Origin of the sequence: Pseudoalteromonas sp. T1lg24, assembly GCF_002964745.1 — a bacterium.
GTDB lineage: Bacteria > Pseudomonadota > Gammaproteobacteria > Enterobacterales > Alteromonadaceae > Pseudoalteromonas > Pseudoalteromonas spongiae.
On the sequence record NZ_PQCB01000006.1, the window covers coordinates 823,872 to 841,184 of the forward strand.

Sequence of the window (17,313 nt, forward strand, 5' to 3'; positions counted from 1 at the left end):
TAACGATTAACGCTCGTCTTCGTCATCCCAATTACCAATATCATCTTCTGTACCAGCAACACCGTCTGGACCCATTGAGAAAATATCAATTTTGCTAAACTCACCAGGGCTTACTAGCTGATATGGGCTTTCCCATGGATCAACGGGTAGCTTTTCAATAAAACCACCTTCAGGAAAGCGTTTTGGTAACGGCTCAATCGTTGTTTCTTCAACTAACGCCTCAAGGCCTTGTTCTGTTGTTGGGTAACGATTGTTACGTAGCTTGTACATATTCATTGCATCTTCTAATGCGCTGATATCGATACGTGCTTTGTCAATTTTTGCTTCTTCTTGTTGACCCATAATGTTCGGCGCAACTATGGCCATGATCATGCCAATAATTACCAGAACTACCATGATTTCAAGTAATGAAAATCCACTTTGCTTTTTCATTTAACACCTCTATAAAACTTAACGCTTATCCGATCGCGTTATTCATCGCCATAATTGGCTGTAAAATTGCCATTACAATAAACATGACAATGATTGCCATAAGCGCAATCATTAATGGCTCTAGTAGCTTTAGTGAAATATTCACTAACGCTTCAAACTCTTTATCTTGGTTATCTGCCGAGCGCTCTAACATTTGTTCAAGCTCTCCTGACTTTTCACCACTGGCTATCATATGCAGCATCATAGGTGGAAACAGTTTAGTTTGATCAAGTGACGCTTTCAGGCTGGCGCCTTCACTGACTTTTACTGCTGCCTCAGCGACTGCTGCTTTCATTTTTTCATTTGCTAAAACTTCGCCCGAAATTCGCATGCCTTCTAACAGCGGCACAGAGCTCGATGACAAAATACTTAGCGTTCTTGCAAATCGTGCTGTATTAAGACCCCGTGCTACTTTACCGATAAACGGAAACTGCAATACGCGAGCATCGAACCAAAAACGTATTTTCGGTTTTTTTAACGCATTCTTTATGGCAAAGATACTGCCAAAAATGGCGATTAATGAAAACAGCCAATAATTTTGAATAAAGTTACTTGCCGCAATTACTGTTTCAGTGGTCCAAGGCAATGCCAGCTTTGAGCTTTGAAACGACTTAACGATGGTCGGTACCACAGTGCCCAGCAAAATAGATACAATTGCGACAGCAAATACCACAAGAATAATGGGATAGACCATAGCTTGCGTTATTTGACTGCGCATATGCTGTCTTTGTTCAGTGTAATCAGCTAAACGCACCAGTACTTGATCAAGGTGCCCCGACTTTTCGCCCGCGGCAACCATAGCGCGATATAAATGATCAAAAATATGCGGAAACTCAGCTAGGCCTTCAGCCAAACTATAACCTTCTACCACTTTTGAACGCACTGACATCAACATGCTTTTTAAACGTGGCTTTTCACATTGCTCTGCCACAGCAAGGACCGCTGCTTCCACAGGCAACGCCGATTGCACAAGTGTTGCTAATTGACGCGTGATCAGTGATAACTCATGCGCAGATATTTTTGCTTTAAACAATCCGCCACGATTTTTAACTTGCTGCTTTTCTTTATCTGCAGCTTGCACCACCTCTAGCGGCGTAAGCCCTTTTTCGCGAAGCATTTGGCGAATTTGTTTTGCGGTATCAGCCTCTAAAATACCTTTTTTATTTTTACCGCGACCATCGAGCGCTTTATATTCAAACGCAGCCACGATTAACTTTCCTCACGCGTCACGCGAAGCACTTCTTCAAGTGACGTTTGCCCCGCAAGCACTCGGTTACAACCGTCTTGGCGAATACTTGGCGTGGTTTTACGTACGTATTTTTCAACGGCTTGCTCGCCTTTGCCATCGTGAATAAGTTCGCGTACTGCTTCATCAACCACCAGCAACTCATGAATACCAGTACGGCCTTTATAACCGTTGTGATTACATTCGCTACAGCCGACAGGGCGACAAATTTCTACACCTTTACCGTGTTCTATACCAAGCAATTCACATTCTCTTTCATCAGCTACATGCGACTCTTTACAGTCACATAAAGTACGTACTAAGCGTTGCGATAGTACGCCAAGTAGTGACGAAGAAAGTAAGAATGGTTCAACACCCATATCTTCCATACGAGTAATCGCACCGGCTGCCGTGTTAGTGTGCAGCGTTGATAATACTAAGTGACCGGTTAATGACGCTTGTACACCAATTTGTGCAGTTTCTAAATCTCGAATTTCACCAACCATCACCACATCAGGGTCTTGACGTAAGATTGCGCGTAAGCCGCGGGCAAAAGTCATATCTACTTTAGGGTTAACCTGCGTTTGACCTATACCAGGGATTTCATATTCAATTGGATCTTCAACCGTTAGGATATTACGGTCTCGGGTATTAATTTCGGTCATACCTGCATACAAGGTGGTACTTTTACCTGAACCTGTTGGGCCGGTAACCAAAATAATGCCATGCGGTTTACGAATTAATTCGGCGAATGTTTTACGGTTACCCTCAGACATGCCGAGATCTTCCAAATCCAAACGTGCATTGTTTTTATCAAGAAGACGTAATACGACACGTTCACCAAAGCTTGATGGCATCGTTGAAACACGCACATCAACTGCACGGCCTGCGATACGCAAACTAATACGACCATCTTGCGGAACACGTTTTTCTGCGATGTCGAGCTTTGCCATTACTTTAATACGTGAGACAAGTAATGATGCAAGTTTACGATTTGGCTCTAATACTTCTTTTAAAACACCATCAACACGGAAACGAATTACCAAGTTTTGCTCGAACGTTTCAATGTGGATATCCGATGCACCTTCTTTAATCGCTTCACCTAACATGGCGTTGATTAGTTTGATAATTGGCGCATCATCTTCTGAGGCAAGTAAGTCTTCTGTTTGCGGTAACTCTTCTGCCAGCGAGAACAAATCGACCTCATTGCCGATATCTTCCATAATCTGCTGTGTTTCTGAGCTATCGCGTTGATAAGCCACCTCTAACAGTAACTCAAACTCATCTTTAGTCACTTGCTTAAGCGAAAAGGTACTTGCAGCGACACGCCTTACTTCAAGTAATGCCTGCTGGTTTAAGTCGCCTGCGTAACTTACTACTAACTCGTTGTTTTGTGTTTGCATCAAGATGCTGTAGCGCTTAGCAAAACTGAATGGTAAACGCTTAACAGGCACTACGGGTGCAACACTAACCTCAGAAACTATCTCAGTCATCTTGCTGATTCTTTTTGTTTTCGCCGTGTAAGAACTCTTGATACGTCGGTGGTAACACAAGCGCATCGTTCCACTCAGGTAGTACTGGTGGTACTTCGTTTGGCATTAAGTTAATGCCATCGTCTTTGCGTTTTACCTGCTCACCACGAATAAAGTTATACTTACCATGACTTAGCTTGTTCATGCTTACACTGTCACGCAGAATAGTCGGGCGAATAAATACCAATAAGTTACGTTTTTGCTTGGTTGATGACGTTGATTTAAATAAGTGACCAAGCACTGGAATATCACCTAGCAATGGCACTTTTTGCACGCTTTCTTGTACATTTTCGTCAATTAAGCCACCGAGAATTACCATGCTACCGTCATCGGCCAGTACAGTGTTGCTAATCGAACGCTTGTTAATTGAGATATCAACCGCAGTTGCACCTGATACACTTGATACTTCTTGTTCGATTTTTAATTGAACCGCTGTACCTTCGTTGATTTGTGGTGTTACTTTCAGTTTTACACCCACTTCTTTACGCTCTACCGTTTGGAATGGGTTAGTATTGTTACTGCTTGACGTTGAGCCAGTAAGAATTGGCACTTCTTGACCAACTAGCATCGACGCTTCTTCGTTATCCATAGTGGTTACAGAAGGTGTTGCTAGAATATTTGAGTTAGTATCTGATGATACGGCCTGCACAATCGCAGCCCAATCGTTTTTCGCGATACCCACTGCTAAGCCGCTAATACTGCTAAGTAGACCAGCTAATGGTTCAAGGTTACCCTCAACAGTTTCATCGTACTGTGTACCTGTGCCCGTTTCTGAACCAATTACATTTTTCTTAACGGTTTTATCACGAGCTAACTCTGCCGCCGCGGCAATAGAACCAATTGGTGCACTACTACCGTTGTTAAACTGTACCATGCCGCCTTGTTCTGAAATCCACTGCAGACCAAAGTTAACGCCATCACCCTCAAGTACTTCAACAATAATTGCTTCAACCAGTACTTGTGCACGGCGCACGTCGAGATCTTTGATTACTTTTTCAAGCGAACGCATCACATCAGGATTTGCTGTTATTACAACTGAGTTTGTGTCTTCGTGCGCTTCTATACTAATTTGATCTTTATTAGCTGAACGACCAGATGTTTTACCTTGGTTTTTTTCGTCGTTAATCGACTTACTCACACCTTGTAGCACTTTCACTAAGTCTTCTGCTTTGGCGTAACTTAGATAAAATACTTTGGTGTTACCTTGCGTTTCGAGCTCGTTATCAAGGCGCTTAATTAGGGCTATCGCTCTGTCACGCGCCTCACCTTCGCCACTTACGATGACACTGTTGGTGCGCTCATCAGCAACCACTTTAGGAATTAAGAACGCTGGAATGTCGTTTTTACCTGTGGTGGGCTTATAAATGGTCTCGACAACTGATACAACATCGGTGGCTGTCGCGTAGTTAAGCTTCACAATATCAACCGATTGGTCACCGGCTTTATCAACTTGTTTAATTACCTGTACCAGGCGATTAACCGTTGCCGCGTGACCCGTTAACATCATTACGTTTGATGCGGTGTATTGTGCCACGTGGCTGCCGCCTTTTTGGTCACTAAACTGACGAACAACTGGACCAAGCTCTTGTACGCTGACGTTTTTTACACGCACAACGCGGGTGATCATCACATCACCCGTCACTTCTTCATCGTCATCCAGTACAGGAACATTCTTTTTACGGCCATCGGCACTTTTATCAATTTTGATAAAACCGGTTTCCATTTCAATTGCGGTATAGCCGTATACTTCTAATACATTTAAAAAGAACTCGTAATACAGCTCTTCGTCCATCGCCTCGTAACTGCGCACATTAATTTTGCCACGCACATTAGGGTTAATGATGATGGTTTTTTTTAAGTCTTTACCAACAACATTAATGAATTCAGTGATTTCTGTATTTTTGAAACTAGGTGAATACTCCACCGCAAGTGCAGAATAGGAAACACCTACAGCAACTAATAATGCTGCATATTTACGTAATCCTTTGTAAACCTTGCTTAGGTTTAACACGCTTTTCATTTAGTTACTCCGAGTCGTATTCTTATTCTAGGCTAAATAGCACGTCGAGAGTTTGCCCTTGACGCTCGATAACTATTGTCGCTGATGATGCATTTCTAAGTTCACCAATCGCTGCCATAGCCTGTTTCATATCGGTTAGCTGATAGCCATTAATTGAAGTCGCGAGGTCCCCACTTTTAAGCCCCATTTGTGAAAACAGCTTAGGGTCTTTGCCTGGGCTAAGGTTATATCCAACAATTTGTCCATCAACCCGTTTAGGTGAGATGCGAATATAATCAAAAAGTTTCCCAGGTTCTTCAAGTAATTCTCTGCGCTTAGCTTTTAGTTCTTGTTTAAGGTCTGAATTTTTCGTTGCATTTATTGCAGGAGCCGGAGACTCATTTGCTGAACGAAGTTGGTTAAATGACCTGCCTTGTTTTTTGGTAGGCTGCTTAACGGTTTTTGAGTAATCAATACCATCGAGCATTAAGGTTTCGAAACGACCGCTTACTTTAATAATTACGCGATCCGCAAAAATGGTTTCGATTTGTGCACGAGTACCTTTAACTAACTCGCCTACTGAATAGGTTTCTTGCATATTTTGGCTTTCAATAATGGCATGACCAGCTTTCTCATCGCCAGCAATCGCCACTACACCCGTTAATTTAATATTTAACGTTGTTTCAGGTGCATCACTGATAATTTCTTCTGTTTTCTGCTCTGCTTGTTGCGTTGCATTACCAAAAATATTTTGCGATACCAGCTCTTTACTACTGTAGTTGAATGCGCTACCCGAATCACTGTTATTCACAGTAATAAATGCAGCTTGCTGAGTCGGCTTTGGCCATAACATCCACGTTAATTGCGCAGCTAAAAATGCGACATAAATAACCACAACAATAAGTACAATATTGCTTGCTTTTTTATGTGGAAATTTTGCTATAACCTGTTCGATTTGCGCTTGGTTTATCTGCATTATTATAATTTGTTTGCTTATTTTTGAACGACCATCTTAACCTGTCAGCTTTTCTACAACAAGCAGGTAATCTGGAAAGTGGCTGGAATTTACACTGTAAATATGACAATTCTGTGTCAGGGCTTGATTCCCTTTGTCTCTATTTTTGGTAAATAAATGTATCAACTTTGTCTATATTGGCATTTATGGTATATTTCACGTACTTTTCAGTGCAATTATTCACTCACTCCATGAGTAAAAAGCAGAATTCAACACACACTTCAGATCACGACGACAGTCTAAGCGTAAGATTAGACAAGTGGCTTTGGGCTGCACGCTTTTACAAAACACGTGCGATTGCTCGCGAAATGATTCTTGGGGGCAAAGTTCATTACAATGGCCAACGATGCAAACCTAGCAAAACCGTTGAGTTAGGTGCGACAATTAAATTCTCGCAAGGATTTGATGAAAAAATTGTCACCATCGAAAAAATTAGCGATCAAAGACGCGGTGCGCCAATTGCGCAAACGTTGTATCAGGAAACACAAGAGAGCGAGAAAAAGCGTGAAGAAAACGCTTGGGCACGTAAAAATAATGCCTTTTTCTCTCCAAGCCCTGAACAACGCCCTGATAAAAAGCAGCGTCGTGAGCTTATTAAATTTAAACATAGTTAACATTTATCAAGCAGTACGCTTGAAACAAGGTATCTGACCAATGCAGCAAGATTTATTACACAGATATATTTTTGAAAACCATGATGTACGTGGTGAGTTAGTACAACTTGATCAAACGTTTTCAGAGATAATCGAAAACCACAATTACCCAACTGAAGTGAAACAGTTGATCGGTGAGCTATTAGTTGCAACCTGTTTACTTACAGCAACGTTGAAATTTGAAGGCGAAATTGCCGTTCAGCTACAAGGTGATGGGCCTGTAAAATATGCCGTGATTAATGGTAACCACCAGCAAACTATGCGTGGTATTGCCCGTATTCAAGGTGAAATTACAGATACTGGCGTGTTAAACCTAATTGGTAAAGGTCATATGGTTATTACCATCACCCCACTAAAAGGTGAGCGCTACCAAGGTATTGTACCTTTAGTGTCAAACAGCCTTGCAGAATGCTTAGAGCAATATTTCCAACAGTCTGAACAGTTGCGTACACGTATGTGGATTAGCACTGATGCTGAGCAAGAAAAGTGTTCAGGCATGTTGCTACAAGTATTACCTGTAAACAAAGAAAAAGCGGTAGAAGACTTTACGCATTTAGAAGCGTTAACAAATACCATTAAAGATGAAGAGTTATTAAATCTTGATGGTCATACAGTGTTAACGCGCCTTTATCATGAAGATAACCCGCGTTTATTTGATCCTCAGCCAGTAAGTTTCCGCTGTGGTTGTAGCCGCGATAAAATTGCAGATGCAATTGTTAATGTTGGTAAAGATGCATTGCTTGAAGATGCTAAAGAACAAGGCGCTATTAAAATTAACTGCCAATATTGTTTAAAAGAATACCAATTTAACAAACGTGATATTGAAAACATTTTTAACTAATACAAAAAATGTTTTTTATTGAAAAAGCAGGCTAAATGCCTGCTTTTTTGTTATCTAAATTAGTTTAGCGTTTAACCAATCCTAAGAACATCAGAATTGCAATTAACTTGCCGCAAATTCCCTGCATAAAAAGTCTATAAAAAGTACAAAAACAAAATGACAGCGATGTCATTATTTTAATGCATATTGGGTATTTTGAAATGACACCGGTATCATGAAAAAAAATACATAAATCCTAGAAAAATCGGGGGTTTCAGCTTTGGTTTTACTCTAGTATTAAGATAGAATTGACGCTCGAATTTTATTCGATTTTATTTTACTACCCGTTCAAAACCCCTAGGAGTGTTTAAACTATGTCAGCTTTAGAAAACTCGATTGATTTGTCGCAATATGGCATTCACGATGTTTCAGAAATTGTTCACAATCCATCTTACGAGTTACTTTTTGCGGAAGAAACTAAAGCGGGCCTTGAAGGTTATGACAAAGGTGTCGAAACTGAATTAGGCGCAGTTAACGTGAAAACTGGTATCTTTACCGGTCGCTCACCAAAAGATAAGTACATCGTACGTGATGAAACCTCAGCTGACACTGTGTGGTGGTCTGATCAAGGTAAAAACGACAACAAACCAATGACTCCTGAAACTTGGTCACACCTAAAAGGTTTAGTGACTAAGCAGCTTTCAGGCAAGCGTCTTTTCGTAGTTGACACATTCTGTGGTGCGAACGAAGACACACGCCTTAAAGTACGTTTTGTTACTGAAGTAGCATGGCAAGCACATTTCGTTAAAAACATGTTCATTCGCCCTTCTGAAGAAGAACTAAAAGATTACGAGCCTGACTTCATCGTAATGAATGGTGCGAAAACTACTAACGACAAGTGGCAAGAACAGGGTCTTAACTCTGAAAACTTCGTTGCATTTAACCTAACTGAGAAAATCCAATTAATTGGTGGTACTTGGTACGGCGGTGAAATGAAAAAAGGTATGTTCTCAATGATGAACTACTACCTACCACTTAAAGGCATCGCATCAATGCACTGTAGTGCAAACGTTGGTAAAGATGGCGACGTTGCAATTTTCTTTGGTCTTTCTGGTACTGGTAAAACAACACTTTCAACCGATCCTAAGCGCGAGCTAATTGGTGATGACGAGCACGGTTGGGATGACAACGGCGTATTTAACTTTGAAGGTGGTTGTTACGCAAAAACAATTAACCTAAGCAAAGAAAATGAGCCAGACATCTACAATGCAATCCGTCGCGATGCATTATTAGAAAACGTATCAGTTGATGAAAACGGCAAAATTGATTTTGACGATAACTCAACAACTGAAAACACGCGTGTTTCTTACCCAATTCACCACATTGACAACATTGTTAAGCCAGTATCGAAAGCAGGTCACGCGAAGAAAGTTATCTTCCTAACTGCTGACGCGTTTGGTGTACTACCACCAGTTGCTAAATTAACGCCTGAGCAAACTCAGTACTACTTCCTATCAGGTTTCACTGCGAAATTAGCAGGTACTGAGCGTGGTATTACTGAACCTACACCTACTTTCTCAAGCTGTTTTGGTGCTGCGTTCTTATCACTTCACCCAACGCAGTACGCTGAAGTACTACAAAAGCGTATGGAAGCTGCTGGCGCTGAAGCTTACCTAGTAAACACAGGTTGGAACGGCACAGGCAAACGTATTTCAATTAAAGCAACGCGTGCAATCATTGACGCTATCCTAGATGGCTCTATCGATAACGCTGAAACTGAAATTGTGCCACTATTTAACCTTGAAGTACCTAAGTCACTTGAAGGTGTTGAAGGTGATATTCTTGATCCTCGTAACACTTACGAAGATCCAAGCGTATGGACTGACAAAGCAACAGACCTAGCTAAGCGTTTTGTTGATAACTTTGATAAGTTCACTGACACAGAAAACGGCAAGGCGCTCGTAGCGGCAGGCCCAAAACTTTAATTAAGTCATTCTCCTTAATTAAAAAAGCCAGCGTTTAGCTGGCTTTTTGTTTTATATGCATATCTGTTATGACTGTAAAAACTGAAGAATAAATAGCAGCGTTTGAAGTAATATTAAAACAACTGTCTTTAGCTTTTCCATCAATTACTCCAACTTACTTGTTGAAACTTTTAATTCGCTAATCGCGACTTCAAGGCGCTTTATTTCACGTATTAAACTACTTCGATTCATTTCGTTATAAAGCCAACTTTTAGCTGCAATATGAAATTGAAAACTGAAAATTGCGAGTACCCCCCAAAATAGTTGCGTATCTGCTGTTTGCGTAAAAAATTGGTAGACAAGGTAAACGAGCCCGAGAAAATTTATTAGTACTAAAACATTTACTAATATAAACCAAGGTCGCATCGCGCCTTTTAAACCCGCATTTAGCAATGCACCTAGCCCATTATTTTGTTCCGCTAAAATGCGGTCGATTTCAGCTGAATCCGCATCGAGTTGTTTAACAATTCTTTCGTCAATATTCATCCTGTTTATCCTCTACACTCTTTTGTAACGCTTTTCTGGCACGATATAGCCTCGATTTAACAGTACCTAGTGGTACTTCTAATACCTCGGCTATTTGTGTCAATTGCATTTCTTCCAAATAGAACAAATGTATAACCTGCTTATCTATATCTGGAAGCCGCTCTATCAAGGACCCGAGATCTAAACTTTCAGGTTTAGTTGACGCGACAATATCAAGCACATCTATATCGTTTGCGATAGTCTCTTTATCTCGCTTTGCTGCGCGCATTAAGTCATACACGCTCCAGCGGACGGTTTTAAACAACCAACTTTTAAATGCTCTAGGGTCATTTAATTTGTGAAGATTATTAGCGATTTTTAACCATGCATTTTGCACCGCATCATGAACTATTTGCGGGTCGCTCGATAGTTTATACGCAAAGCGAGTTACGGCTTTTTGGTAGTGACGACACAGATAGGTGAACGCTTTATTGTTCCCTGATTGAGCCGCTAAGACCAGTAACTCTTCCTGCGCTTGATGCATTTACACTTCCAAAGTAGATTGTTTGATTATCAAGACGTGAGCGCTCGAGCAAAGGTTCACGCAGATAGAATTAAATTTTCCCTTGAGGTACATAAATGACGATACACCAATTTTATTGGTGCATGTGATCAGATATAACGCTAAATAAGCATTTAGCTCGCCATTGACACTTATCCTACATAGATAAATGTAGCGCAATGAACGATATACTTAGTCAGCAAAATGGTGAGTAATTAATTGAATTGGTACTAGGTTATACTAGGTATTAACATCAATCTTGAAAATTAAATAAGATTGTCGCTAAAGCTAATCAGGCTCTTTTACACCAAAGGCGTCTAGTAAGATCTCAAATACATTTTCAATTAGTGACATTTGCTGCTCTGCCGTCTGTATTTCTCTTTTCTCGTTTAGACACTCTTTATACTGGGCTTCTATTACTGCCATAGGCAGTGTTTGGTTTTGAAACGCATTTTCTCGACACTCTCTTATGTCACGCTGCTTCAAACCAGTTGAACAACCAGCACTTATTAGCAGCAAGAAAATACATACACAATTTTTCACGCGTATCCCTTATTTTTTCTTTAAATACTTATTCAACGAATTTTTCAGCAATATTTCATTATCTGATTTTTCTCCAGGGCATGGAAAGCCAGATGATGACGGCATGTCCATACTACCCATTTCCGAAATACTATCAACAAGATAACACTTACCTTTATATTTTATTGTCTTACGTGATGAGGCTACACTTCCAGTAACAACCTCAGTTTGCCCGTTTACTAAGTCTTGATATTTTTGCGAAGGCTTAATTTTGACTTTAGGTTGGCTTATCTGATTATTGAATTGTTGCGATTTGAAATAAGCCTGTTGTTCTTTTGCTATTACACTCTCAATGCTCTTATAACGATTAAACTTTATCACTTTAGCCTTGGTTTCATTCGATTTTTTCTGAGTTTTAGGTGCGATTTCCAACGGTTTTTCAGTGCTTTTTGGTACTGGTAATTCTGCAACTTTTGGGGTTTTATTTTCCTGCCCAACAACTACTTTTTTTATAACTTTTTCAGGGACGTTTTGTTGTTTAGCTTCAGGCTTTTGCTCGTCTTTAGGTTTCACCATTTCAGCTAGTATTTTGCGCTGCTGCGCGACAGGTATGATGTACGTTTTAAGAGAAGCTTCCTGTTTTGAACTTGGCTGTTTGAATGTTTGAGTCAGCAGTAAGTAGCCTAGAACAAAGTGTACGGTAATAGAGGTCAGCAATGCCATTTGCTTGGAACGCACAGCAACACCTTTTAGAAATTTATAATTATTATTAATATGTTAGGAGTCTTGCAAGGGGTTAAAGTTCAGCGAATAAAATCTAAACAATGTAAGAAATCGTAAGTAAGCAGGCTTACCCAAAGAGCCAGTTAATACTAAACATTGACGAATAGTAACTGTGGTGCCACCTTTAGAAGGTGTCTTCTTATCATGCGTGTAGCTTAGTAGTGCACTAAATAAATTTACCGTAGATTGGGGGCTTCGCCTACAACTGAATTTACTTTATTCGAAACGTAAAAAACCCCGACCAAGGCCGGGGTTTTTAGCGTTTACTTAATTAATAAGAATTAAGCAATAACGTCTACTAAAGTCCAAGATTTGTTCTTAGAGATAGGAGCACATTCACGAATAGTAACTGTGTTGCCACCTTTAGAAGTAATCTTCTCAACATGTAATTTAGTCATATTAAAATAAAAGTGTATAGCCCAGATACTTCCCAACACTAATATCGAGGATTACTTCTCTGTCCATAGCCATAATACGGAGAAATCCCCCAACAAGCTAAACCATAATCGTCTACTGCACAAGGTACATTCTTTGATAAACGACTTGGATTAAATAATGTCATCGAAGGGTAATACTTTAAAGGGCTTGAAGCGTATTCTCCTGCTTGCCAACAGCTGACGCCATTATCATCTAGAGCACAAATTAATTCCATATAACCGCCATGTTCTCCATCATACCCTTCAATTTGCTTCACATTCTTGGCTAATTCAATATTAAATTCATTATCATACCTTAGATCTAAGCAAAGGGCTGAGTTTGGCAGCGCATGACAAAGTAAAGCTTGTGAGTTTGCGATGCCAACTGCATTTGAATTATAGAAACTTTTTGCCTCGCCATTTCCTTTATCCGTCCCACATGATGTATGACCATTGTCGGTTAGTACACAACCAGTATAGCTATTCATTGCAATACTTTTTATAGTTTCAACTTGATAACTTGAGTACCCTAAAAGTCCCACACAGCTTGTTCCAAGTTCAAAAAGAGTGCAGCCCCCGGAGCCAAACATGTCTAAGTATATTTCTTTTGCACTGCCCATAGTTTCATCAAAAGCAATCTCCTTTACTTCCATGATTTCTTTTCCATATACAACATCAAAGCAGCTAATTAAACCACCTTCTATGACACAGATAGTATTCCTCTCTACATCAATATCACTTGCCACAAAATTTTTACCTAAATTAATCTGTTTTCCATAGTGATAACAAGTTAACCCAGAAGTTGATACGTAGCATTCTAGTTTCTCAGATTGATCTAGGTCCATTTCAACTAAATCACTACTATTTGGCATATTATTTGAAACCGCCTCAGGATAGCCCCAACATTGAAGCCCTTCAGTATCTGCCGAGCAATAATACTGATCATCACCAAAGAGACTTCTTGGATTATTTAACTCTGGAGGCTGAACTGGGCTTAAAGGATCATCATCTAAACAATTAACACCGTTATCATCTAGAACGCAAGGCGGTAAGTTTGTTACGACAACTTGAGAGGGGTTTTCAAATCCTTCGGTTTCTTGAATACCTTCAATCCCCCCCCAGCAAACAAGTTTATTATTATCGAGCAAGCACGCTCTTGAATTACTAATATCAAGGGAATGAGGATTTTTAACCTTAGGCAGCTCTGTAAATAACTGACCACTATTGTTCCAACATACAACACCGGTATCATCTAATGCACAATTCTGAGAGTAATCATTAATAACTATTTCTTTGGGGTTTTTTAAAGAAATACCATTATGAACCTCTGAAAGTTCCCCCCAACATCTATGTCCAGAGTTATCTATCGCACAAGCTGTGCTTCCTTCTATATTTATAAAAAATGGGTTTACTAACTCAGGAATATTATTAGCTAAATCATCACCCCAGCACTTCAACTCATTGGAATCAATTACGCAAGTATCAACCGAACCAACCGCTAGTTGTGATGGATTAGAAAGAATTATAGGGTCCTTAGCGGCTTCTATGTCTCTTTCCTGATTATCATACCGTCCCCAGCAGATAACTGTACTAGCCTCAACTACACACGCTCTATTCCAGTTACTAACCCCTAACCTATGGCTTGTGTTTACTTCATTACTCAACAATGTAGTATTTAATAATTCTTTTTCCAAAACAAAAAATGTATTTTGGTACTCATTCCATGAACTTGGGATTTCATAAGGTAGCGAGATATCTCTTATCACCTTTCCGCCTGCTAGACTGGAATAGTTATCCGGTCTCACACCTGCTTGTTTAGCGTAGAAGAGGTTGTATTTAGCTCCTGAGTCTATCTGATTATCGCCTTTAACATTTAATTTTATTCTACCTGGATATCCTAAACGAGTTACAACAAGCTCGGGGGTAGTAGGAGTAATTTTTTGCACCGTTACTTTTATAGAGTCAACAGCTTGGCCACCTCGGTTATCAGTCACTTCAACCTGAAAGGTAAAATAGCTACCGAGTGCCACCTCTGGTATGTCAAAACTTGGGGTAAGTGTGTTGTAATCAACTAAATCCACTTCCTTTCCCTCTAGTTGTTTCCATATTACTGTATCTATTTGGCCATCAATATCACTTGCAACCCCTAACAAATTTACTTTACCTCCAGGGTTCGCGATAATGTCCTCTCCAGCAGAAACAATTGGTAATGAGTTCTCTTTATTTACGAGCACAGTAATATTGTCTTTTGTGGTTGCCGCATCATCATCTGTTACGGTAAGTTCAAATTTTAGCTCGATGGCTTCTGTAACCTGTGGTGCAATAAAACTTGCTTCTGGGGTATCAGCATTAGATATTACTACTGTACTCCCTGCTATTTGAGTCCATAAAACGTTAGAGATATCCCCATCAAGATCATTTATCGAGGCGTTTAAATTTACTATAGAACCTGAAATTACATCTATTCGATCGACTAAATTAATTACTGGGGCTTGGTTTAGTTTCTCTTCGACTGTGACCGTAATAGAGTCTCGAGCAGTTGCGCCTTGATCATCTTTAACGACTATCTCAAATATCAAATCTTTAGGTGTATCTACTTCAGGGGAAGTAAAAGTTGTAACTAATTCAGAAGCACTTGACAAATCAACTGGGTCACCCTCAATTTGACGCCATGCAACAGAACTAATATTACCATCTGAATCTGAAGCTGAAGCTGATAACGTTACTTGCTCATTTTCAAAAGCAAATATATCCTGCCCAGCATCAACTACAGGCAATACATTCTGGACGTGGTTACTGGAAGTTTTGGTATTCGTATTGGCCTCCCCTCCCCCTCCACAAGCTGTAATTAAAATCATACACAAGACAGCCGAAAGCTTACCAATATCAAACTTCATTAACATTTCCTTATTGTTATATCTATTTAAGCATCTGTAACAGCGCGAAATATAACAAAAAAAAAAGTAATGCATTAAGGATTTATGTAAACAGAAAAAACAATCCTTTAACTTTCCTAATAAAATAAATCGATGAATATAAAAACAGTAGTGATGCAACAGACGGTCGAAATTAGTCAAAATAGAAATCTGCAATGATGATTTAAGCTATAAGTATTTTCTCATCCATTATTCACTAACTATTCAAACTCATAATTTAATCATGTGACGGCGCTTCGCCTACAACTTAATTTGCTTTATTCCAAACGTAAAAAACCCCGACCAAGGCCGGGGTTTTTAGCGTTTGCTTAATTAATAAAAATTAAGCAATAACGTCTACTAAAGTCCAAGATTTGTTCTTAGAAATAGGAGCACATTCACGAATAGTAACTGTGTTGCCTACTTTAGCAGTGTTGTTCTCATCGTGTGCGTGTAGCTTAGTAGTACGCTTGATGAATTTACCATAGATTGGGTGCTTCACCTGACGTTCAATAGCAACAACGATAGACTTGTCCATCTTGTCACTAACTACGCGACCTTGTAGAGTACGGATTTTATCGCTCATTATGCACCTGCCTTCTGGTTGATAACCGTTTTAACACGCGCGATATCGCGACGTACTTTACGTAGTAAATGAGACTGAGCTAGCTGACCAGTGCTCGCTTGCATGCGCAGGTTAAACTGCTCACGAAGAAGCTCTAGAAGTTCAGTGTTTAGCTCTTCTACGCTCTTGTCTTTTAATTCGCTAGCTTTCATTACATTACCGTCCGAGTTACGAATGTTGTCTTGAATGGTAGTTTACGAGCTGCAAGGTCAAATGCTTCACGAGCAAGCTCTTCAGAAACACCTTCCATTTCGTAAAGTACTTTACCAGGCTGAATTTCAGCAACCCAGTATTCTACGCTACCTTTACCTTTACCCATACGAACTTCAAGCGGTTTGTTTGTAATTGGCTTATCTGGGAACACACGGATCCAGATTTTACCTTGACGCTTGATGTGACGAGTCATAGCACGACGAGCTGCTTCGATTTGACGAGCAGTCATACGGCCACGGCCAGTCGCTTTAAGGCCGAATGAGCCGAAGCTAACTTTGTTACCGTTTTGCGCTAAACCGCGGTTGCGGCCTTTGTGCATTTTACGGAATTTTGTACGTTTTGGCTGTAACATTGATCGCTACCCCTTACTTAGCTTTACGAGCTTTTTTCGGTGCACGCTTAGCTGGCTTCTCAGCTTCTTGTTTCAGTGGAAGACCACCGATAACTTCGCCTTTGAAGATCCAAACTTTAACACCGATGATGCCGTAAGTAGTTAAAGCTTCTGAAGTTGCGTAATCGATATCAGCACGTAGAGTGTGTAGAGGTACACGACCTTCACGGTACCACTCAGAACGTGCGATTTCAGCGCCGCCTAAACGACCGCTAACTTCAACCTTAATACCTTTAGCGCCTAGACGCATTGCGTTTTGTACCGCGCGCTTCATAGCACGACGGAACATTACACGGCGCTCAAGCTGTGAAGAGATGCTGTCAGCTACAAGCTGTGCGTCTAACTCTGGCTTACGAACTTCAGAAATATTGATCTGAGCCGGAACACCTGCAAGTTTAGTCACTGCTTGACGTAGCTTCTCAACGTCTTCGCCTTTTTTACCGATAACAACACCAGGACGAGCTGTGTGGATTGTTACACGGATTGATTTCGCTGGACGTTCGATAACGATTTTAGACACAGAAGCCGCTTTTAATTCCTTTGTAAGGAAAGTACGAACTTTGTGATCGCCAAATAGCGTCTCAGAGTAGTCTTTTGTATTCGCGTACCAAGTAGATACCCAAGGTTTTGAGATACCTAGGCGAATACCAGTAGGGTGTACTTTTTGTCCCATTAGTTAATC

General features: G+C 40.2%; 17 protein-coding genes and 1 pseudogene. 3 read left to right on the forward strand and 15 right to left on the reverse strand.

Translation table 11 applies throughout. The annotated features are described in order from the left end of the window. Positions 1-6: 6 nt before the first annotated feature. From gspG to gspC, 5 genes are read right to left on the reverse strand one after another with little or no spacing between them, the layout of a single operon-like run. Positions 7-432 (reverse strand): type II secretion system major pseudopilin GspG, encoded by a 426-nt coding sequence (gene gspG / locus C2M30_RS06830; protein ID WP_010561248.1) that lies wholly within the window; start codon positions 430-432, stop codon positions 7-9. Between the two features lie 25 nt (positions 433-457). Next, complete coding sequence (gene gspF, locus C2M30_RS06835; RefSeq protein WP_100912477.1) at positions 458-1,678, reverse strand: type II secretion system inner membrane protein GspF; 1,221 nt, start codon at positions 1,676-1,678, stop codon at positions 458-460. A 2-nt stretch (positions 1,679-1,680) separates the two neighbouring features. After that, positions 1,681-3,189: a type II secretion system ATPase GspE gene (gene gspE, locus C2M30_RS06840; protein WP_105171126.1), complete on the reverse strand. Its 1,509-nt coding sequence runs from the start codon at positions 3,187-3,189 to the stop codon at positions 1,681-1,683. Then, on the reverse strand, positions 3,182-5,248 hold the full coding sequence (gene gspD / locus C2M30_RS06845; protein WP_100912475.1) for a type II secretion system secretin GspD: 2,067 nt from the start codon (positions 5,246-5,248) through the stop codon (positions 3,182-3,184). The genes gspE and gspD overlap by 8 nt, the downstream gene beginning before the upstream one ends. A 22-nt stretch (positions 5,249-5,270) precedes the next feature. Continuing rightward, positions 5,271-6,203 carry a type II secretion system protein GspC gene (gspC, locus tag C2M30_RS06850; RefSeq protein ID WP_105171127.1) on the reverse strand — a complete coding sequence of 311 codons (933 nt, stop codon included), beginning with the start codon at positions 6,201-6,203 and terminating at the stop codon, positions 5,271-5,273. A 230-nt stretch (positions 6,204-6,433) separates the two neighbouring features. Between gspC and hslR the strand changes: the two genes are divergently transcribed. The 3 genes from hslR (at position 6,434) to pckA (ending at position 9,700) form a co-directional block, all read left to right on the forward strand. After that, on the forward strand, positions 6,434-6,856 hold the full coding sequence (hslR, locus tag C2M30_RS06855; RefSeq protein WP_010561253.1) for a ribosome-associated heat shock protein Hsp15: 423 nt from the start codon (positions 6,434-6,436) through the stop codon (positions 6,854-6,856). Between the two features lie 40 nt (positions 6,857-6,896). Beyond that, positions 6,897-7,736: an Hsp33 family molecular chaperone HslO gene (gene hslO / locus C2M30_RS06860; protein WP_105171128.1), complete on the forward strand. Its 840-nt coding sequence runs from the start codon at positions 6,897-6,899 to the stop codon at positions 7,734-7,736. A gap of 353 nt (positions 7,737-8,089) precedes the next feature. Beyond that, entirely contained in the window at positions 8,090-9,700 is a 1,611-nt protein-coding gene (pckA, locus tag C2M30_RS06865) for a phosphoenolpyruvate carboxykinase (ATP) (RefSeq protein ID WP_105171129.1), read from the forward strand. A 144-nt stretch (positions 9,701-9,844) separates the two neighbouring features. On the opposite strand, the gene C2M30_RS06870 is transcribed toward pckA, so the two are convergent. From C2M30_RS06870 to rpsC, 10 genes and pseudogenes are all read right to left on the reverse strand, one after another. Then, entirely contained in the window at positions 9,845-10,225 is a 381-nt protein-coding gene (locus C2M30_RS06870) for a DUF6768 family protein (protein ID WP_105171130.1), read from the reverse strand. After that, positions 10,215-10,748, reverse strand: a complete 534-nt coding sequence (locus C2M30_RS06875; protein WP_105171131.1) for an RNA polymerase sigma factor — start codon at positions 10,746-10,748, stop codon at positions 10,215-10,217. The genes C2M30_RS06870 and C2M30_RS06875 overlap by 11 nt, the downstream gene beginning before the upstream one ends. A gap of 306 nt (positions 10,749-11,054) precedes the next feature. Further along, positions 11,055-11,309: a hypothetical protein gene (locus C2M30_RS06880; protein ID WP_105171132.1), complete on the reverse strand. Its 255-nt coding sequence runs from the start codon at positions 11,307-11,309 to the stop codon at positions 11,055-11,057. Positions 11,310-11,318: 9 nt separating this feature from the next. Beyond that, a complete protein-coding gene (locus tag C2M30_RS06885; RefSeq protein ID WP_158683339.1) occupies positions 11,319-12,026 on the reverse strand; it encodes a hypothetical protein in 708 nt (235 codons plus the stop codon). Between the two features lie 326 nt (positions 12,027-12,352). Continuing rightward, positions 12,353-12,481 (reverse strand): annotated as a pseudogene (gene rpsQ, locus C2M30_RS06890) (30S ribosomal protein S17); the annotation flags it as partial. A 26-nt stretch (positions 12,482-12,507) separates the two neighbouring features. Then, on the reverse strand, positions 12,508-15,384 hold the full coding sequence (locus C2M30_RS06895) for a PKD domain-containing protein (protein ID WP_105171134.1): 2,877 nt from the start codon (positions 15,382-15,384) through the stop codon (positions 12,508-12,510). 361 nt (positions 15,385-15,745) lie between these two features. Next, a complete protein-coding gene (rpsQ, locus tag C2M30_RS06900) occupies positions 15,746-15,988 on the reverse strand; it encodes a 30S ribosomal protein S17 (protein ID WP_010561264.1) in 243 nt (80 codons plus the stop codon). Continuing rightward, positions 15,988-16,179, reverse strand: a complete 192-nt coding sequence (gene rpmC / locus C2M30_RS06905; protein ID WP_010561265.1) for a 50S ribosomal protein L29 — start codon at positions 16,177-16,179, stop codon at positions 15,988-15,990. The genes rpsQ (C2M30_RS06900) and rpmC overlap by 1 nt, the downstream gene beginning before the upstream one ends. Next, positions 16,179-16,592 (reverse strand): 50S ribosomal protein L16, encoded by a 414-nt coding sequence (gene rplP / locus C2M30_RS06910; RefSeq protein ID WP_010561266.1) that lies wholly within the window; start codon positions 16,590-16,592, stop codon positions 16,179-16,181. Before rplP ends, rpmC begins: the two co-directional genes overlap by 1 nt. Positions 16,593-16,605: 13 nt before the next feature. Continuing rightward, positions 16,606-17,304 carry a 30S ribosomal protein S3 gene (gene rpsC, locus C2M30_RS06915; protein WP_010561267.1) on the reverse strand — a complete coding sequence of 233 codons (699 nt, stop codon included), beginning with the start codon at positions 17,302-17,304 and terminating at the stop codon, positions 16,606-16,608. Positions 17,305-17,313 lie beyond the last annotated feature (9 nt).

Excerpts from the sequence above, each read along its gene's own strand:
- gspG (WP_010561248.1), bottom strand. The coding sequence starts at position 432 with ATGAAAAAGCAAAGTGGATTTTCATTACTTGAAATCATGGTAGTTCTG.
- gspE (WP_105171126.1), bottom strand. The coding sequence starts at position 3,189 with ATGACTGAGATAGTTTCTGAGGTTAGTGTTGCACCCGTAGTGCCTGTT.
- gspD (WP_100912475.1), bottom strand. The coding sequence starts at position 5,248 with ATGAAAAGCGTGTTAAACCTAAGCAAGGTTTACAAAGGATTACGTAAA.
- gspC (WP_105171127.1), bottom strand. The coding sequence starts at position 6,203 with ATGCAGATAAACCAAGCGCAAATCGAACAGGTTATAGCAAAATTTCCA.
- hslR (WP_010561253.1), top strand. The coding sequence starts at position 6,434 with ATGAGTAAAAAGCAGAATTCAACACACACTTCAGATCACGACGACAGT.
- hslO (WP_105171128.1), top strand. The coding sequence starts at position 6,897 with ATGCAGCAAGATTTATTACACAGATATATTTTTGAAAACCATGATGTA.
- pckA (WP_105171129.1), top strand. The coding sequence starts at position 8,090 with ATGTCAGCTTTAGAAAACTCGATTGATTTGTCGCAATATGGCATTCAC.
- C2M30_RS06870 (WP_105171130.1), bottom strand. The coding sequence starts at position 10,225 with ATGAATATTGACGAAAGAATTGTTAAACAACTCGATGCGGATTCAGCT.
- C2M30_RS06875 (WP_105171131.1), bottom strand. The coding sequence starts at position 10,748 with ATGCATCAAGCGCAGGAAGAGTTACTGGTCTTAGCGGCTCAATCAGGG.
- C2M30_RS06895 (WP_105171134.1), bottom strand. The coding sequence starts at position 15,384 with ATGAAGTTTGATATTGGTAAGCTTTCGGCTGTCTTGTGTATGATTTTA.
- rpsQ (WP_010561264.1), bottom strand. The coding sequence starts at position 15,988 with ATGAGCGATAAAATCCGTACTCTACAAGGTCGCGTAGTTAGTGACAAG.
- rpmC (WP_010561265.1), bottom strand. The coding sequence starts at position 16,179 with ATGAAAGCTAGCGAATTAAAAGACAAGAGCGTAGAAGAGCTAAACACT.
- rplP (WP_010561266.1), bottom strand. The coding sequence starts at position 16,592 with ATGTTACAGCCAAAACGTACAAAATTCCGTAAAATGCACAAAGGCCGC.
- rpsC (WP_010561267.1), bottom strand. The coding sequence starts at position 17,304 with ATGGGACAAAAAGTACACCCTACTGGTATTCGCCTAGGTATCTCAAAA.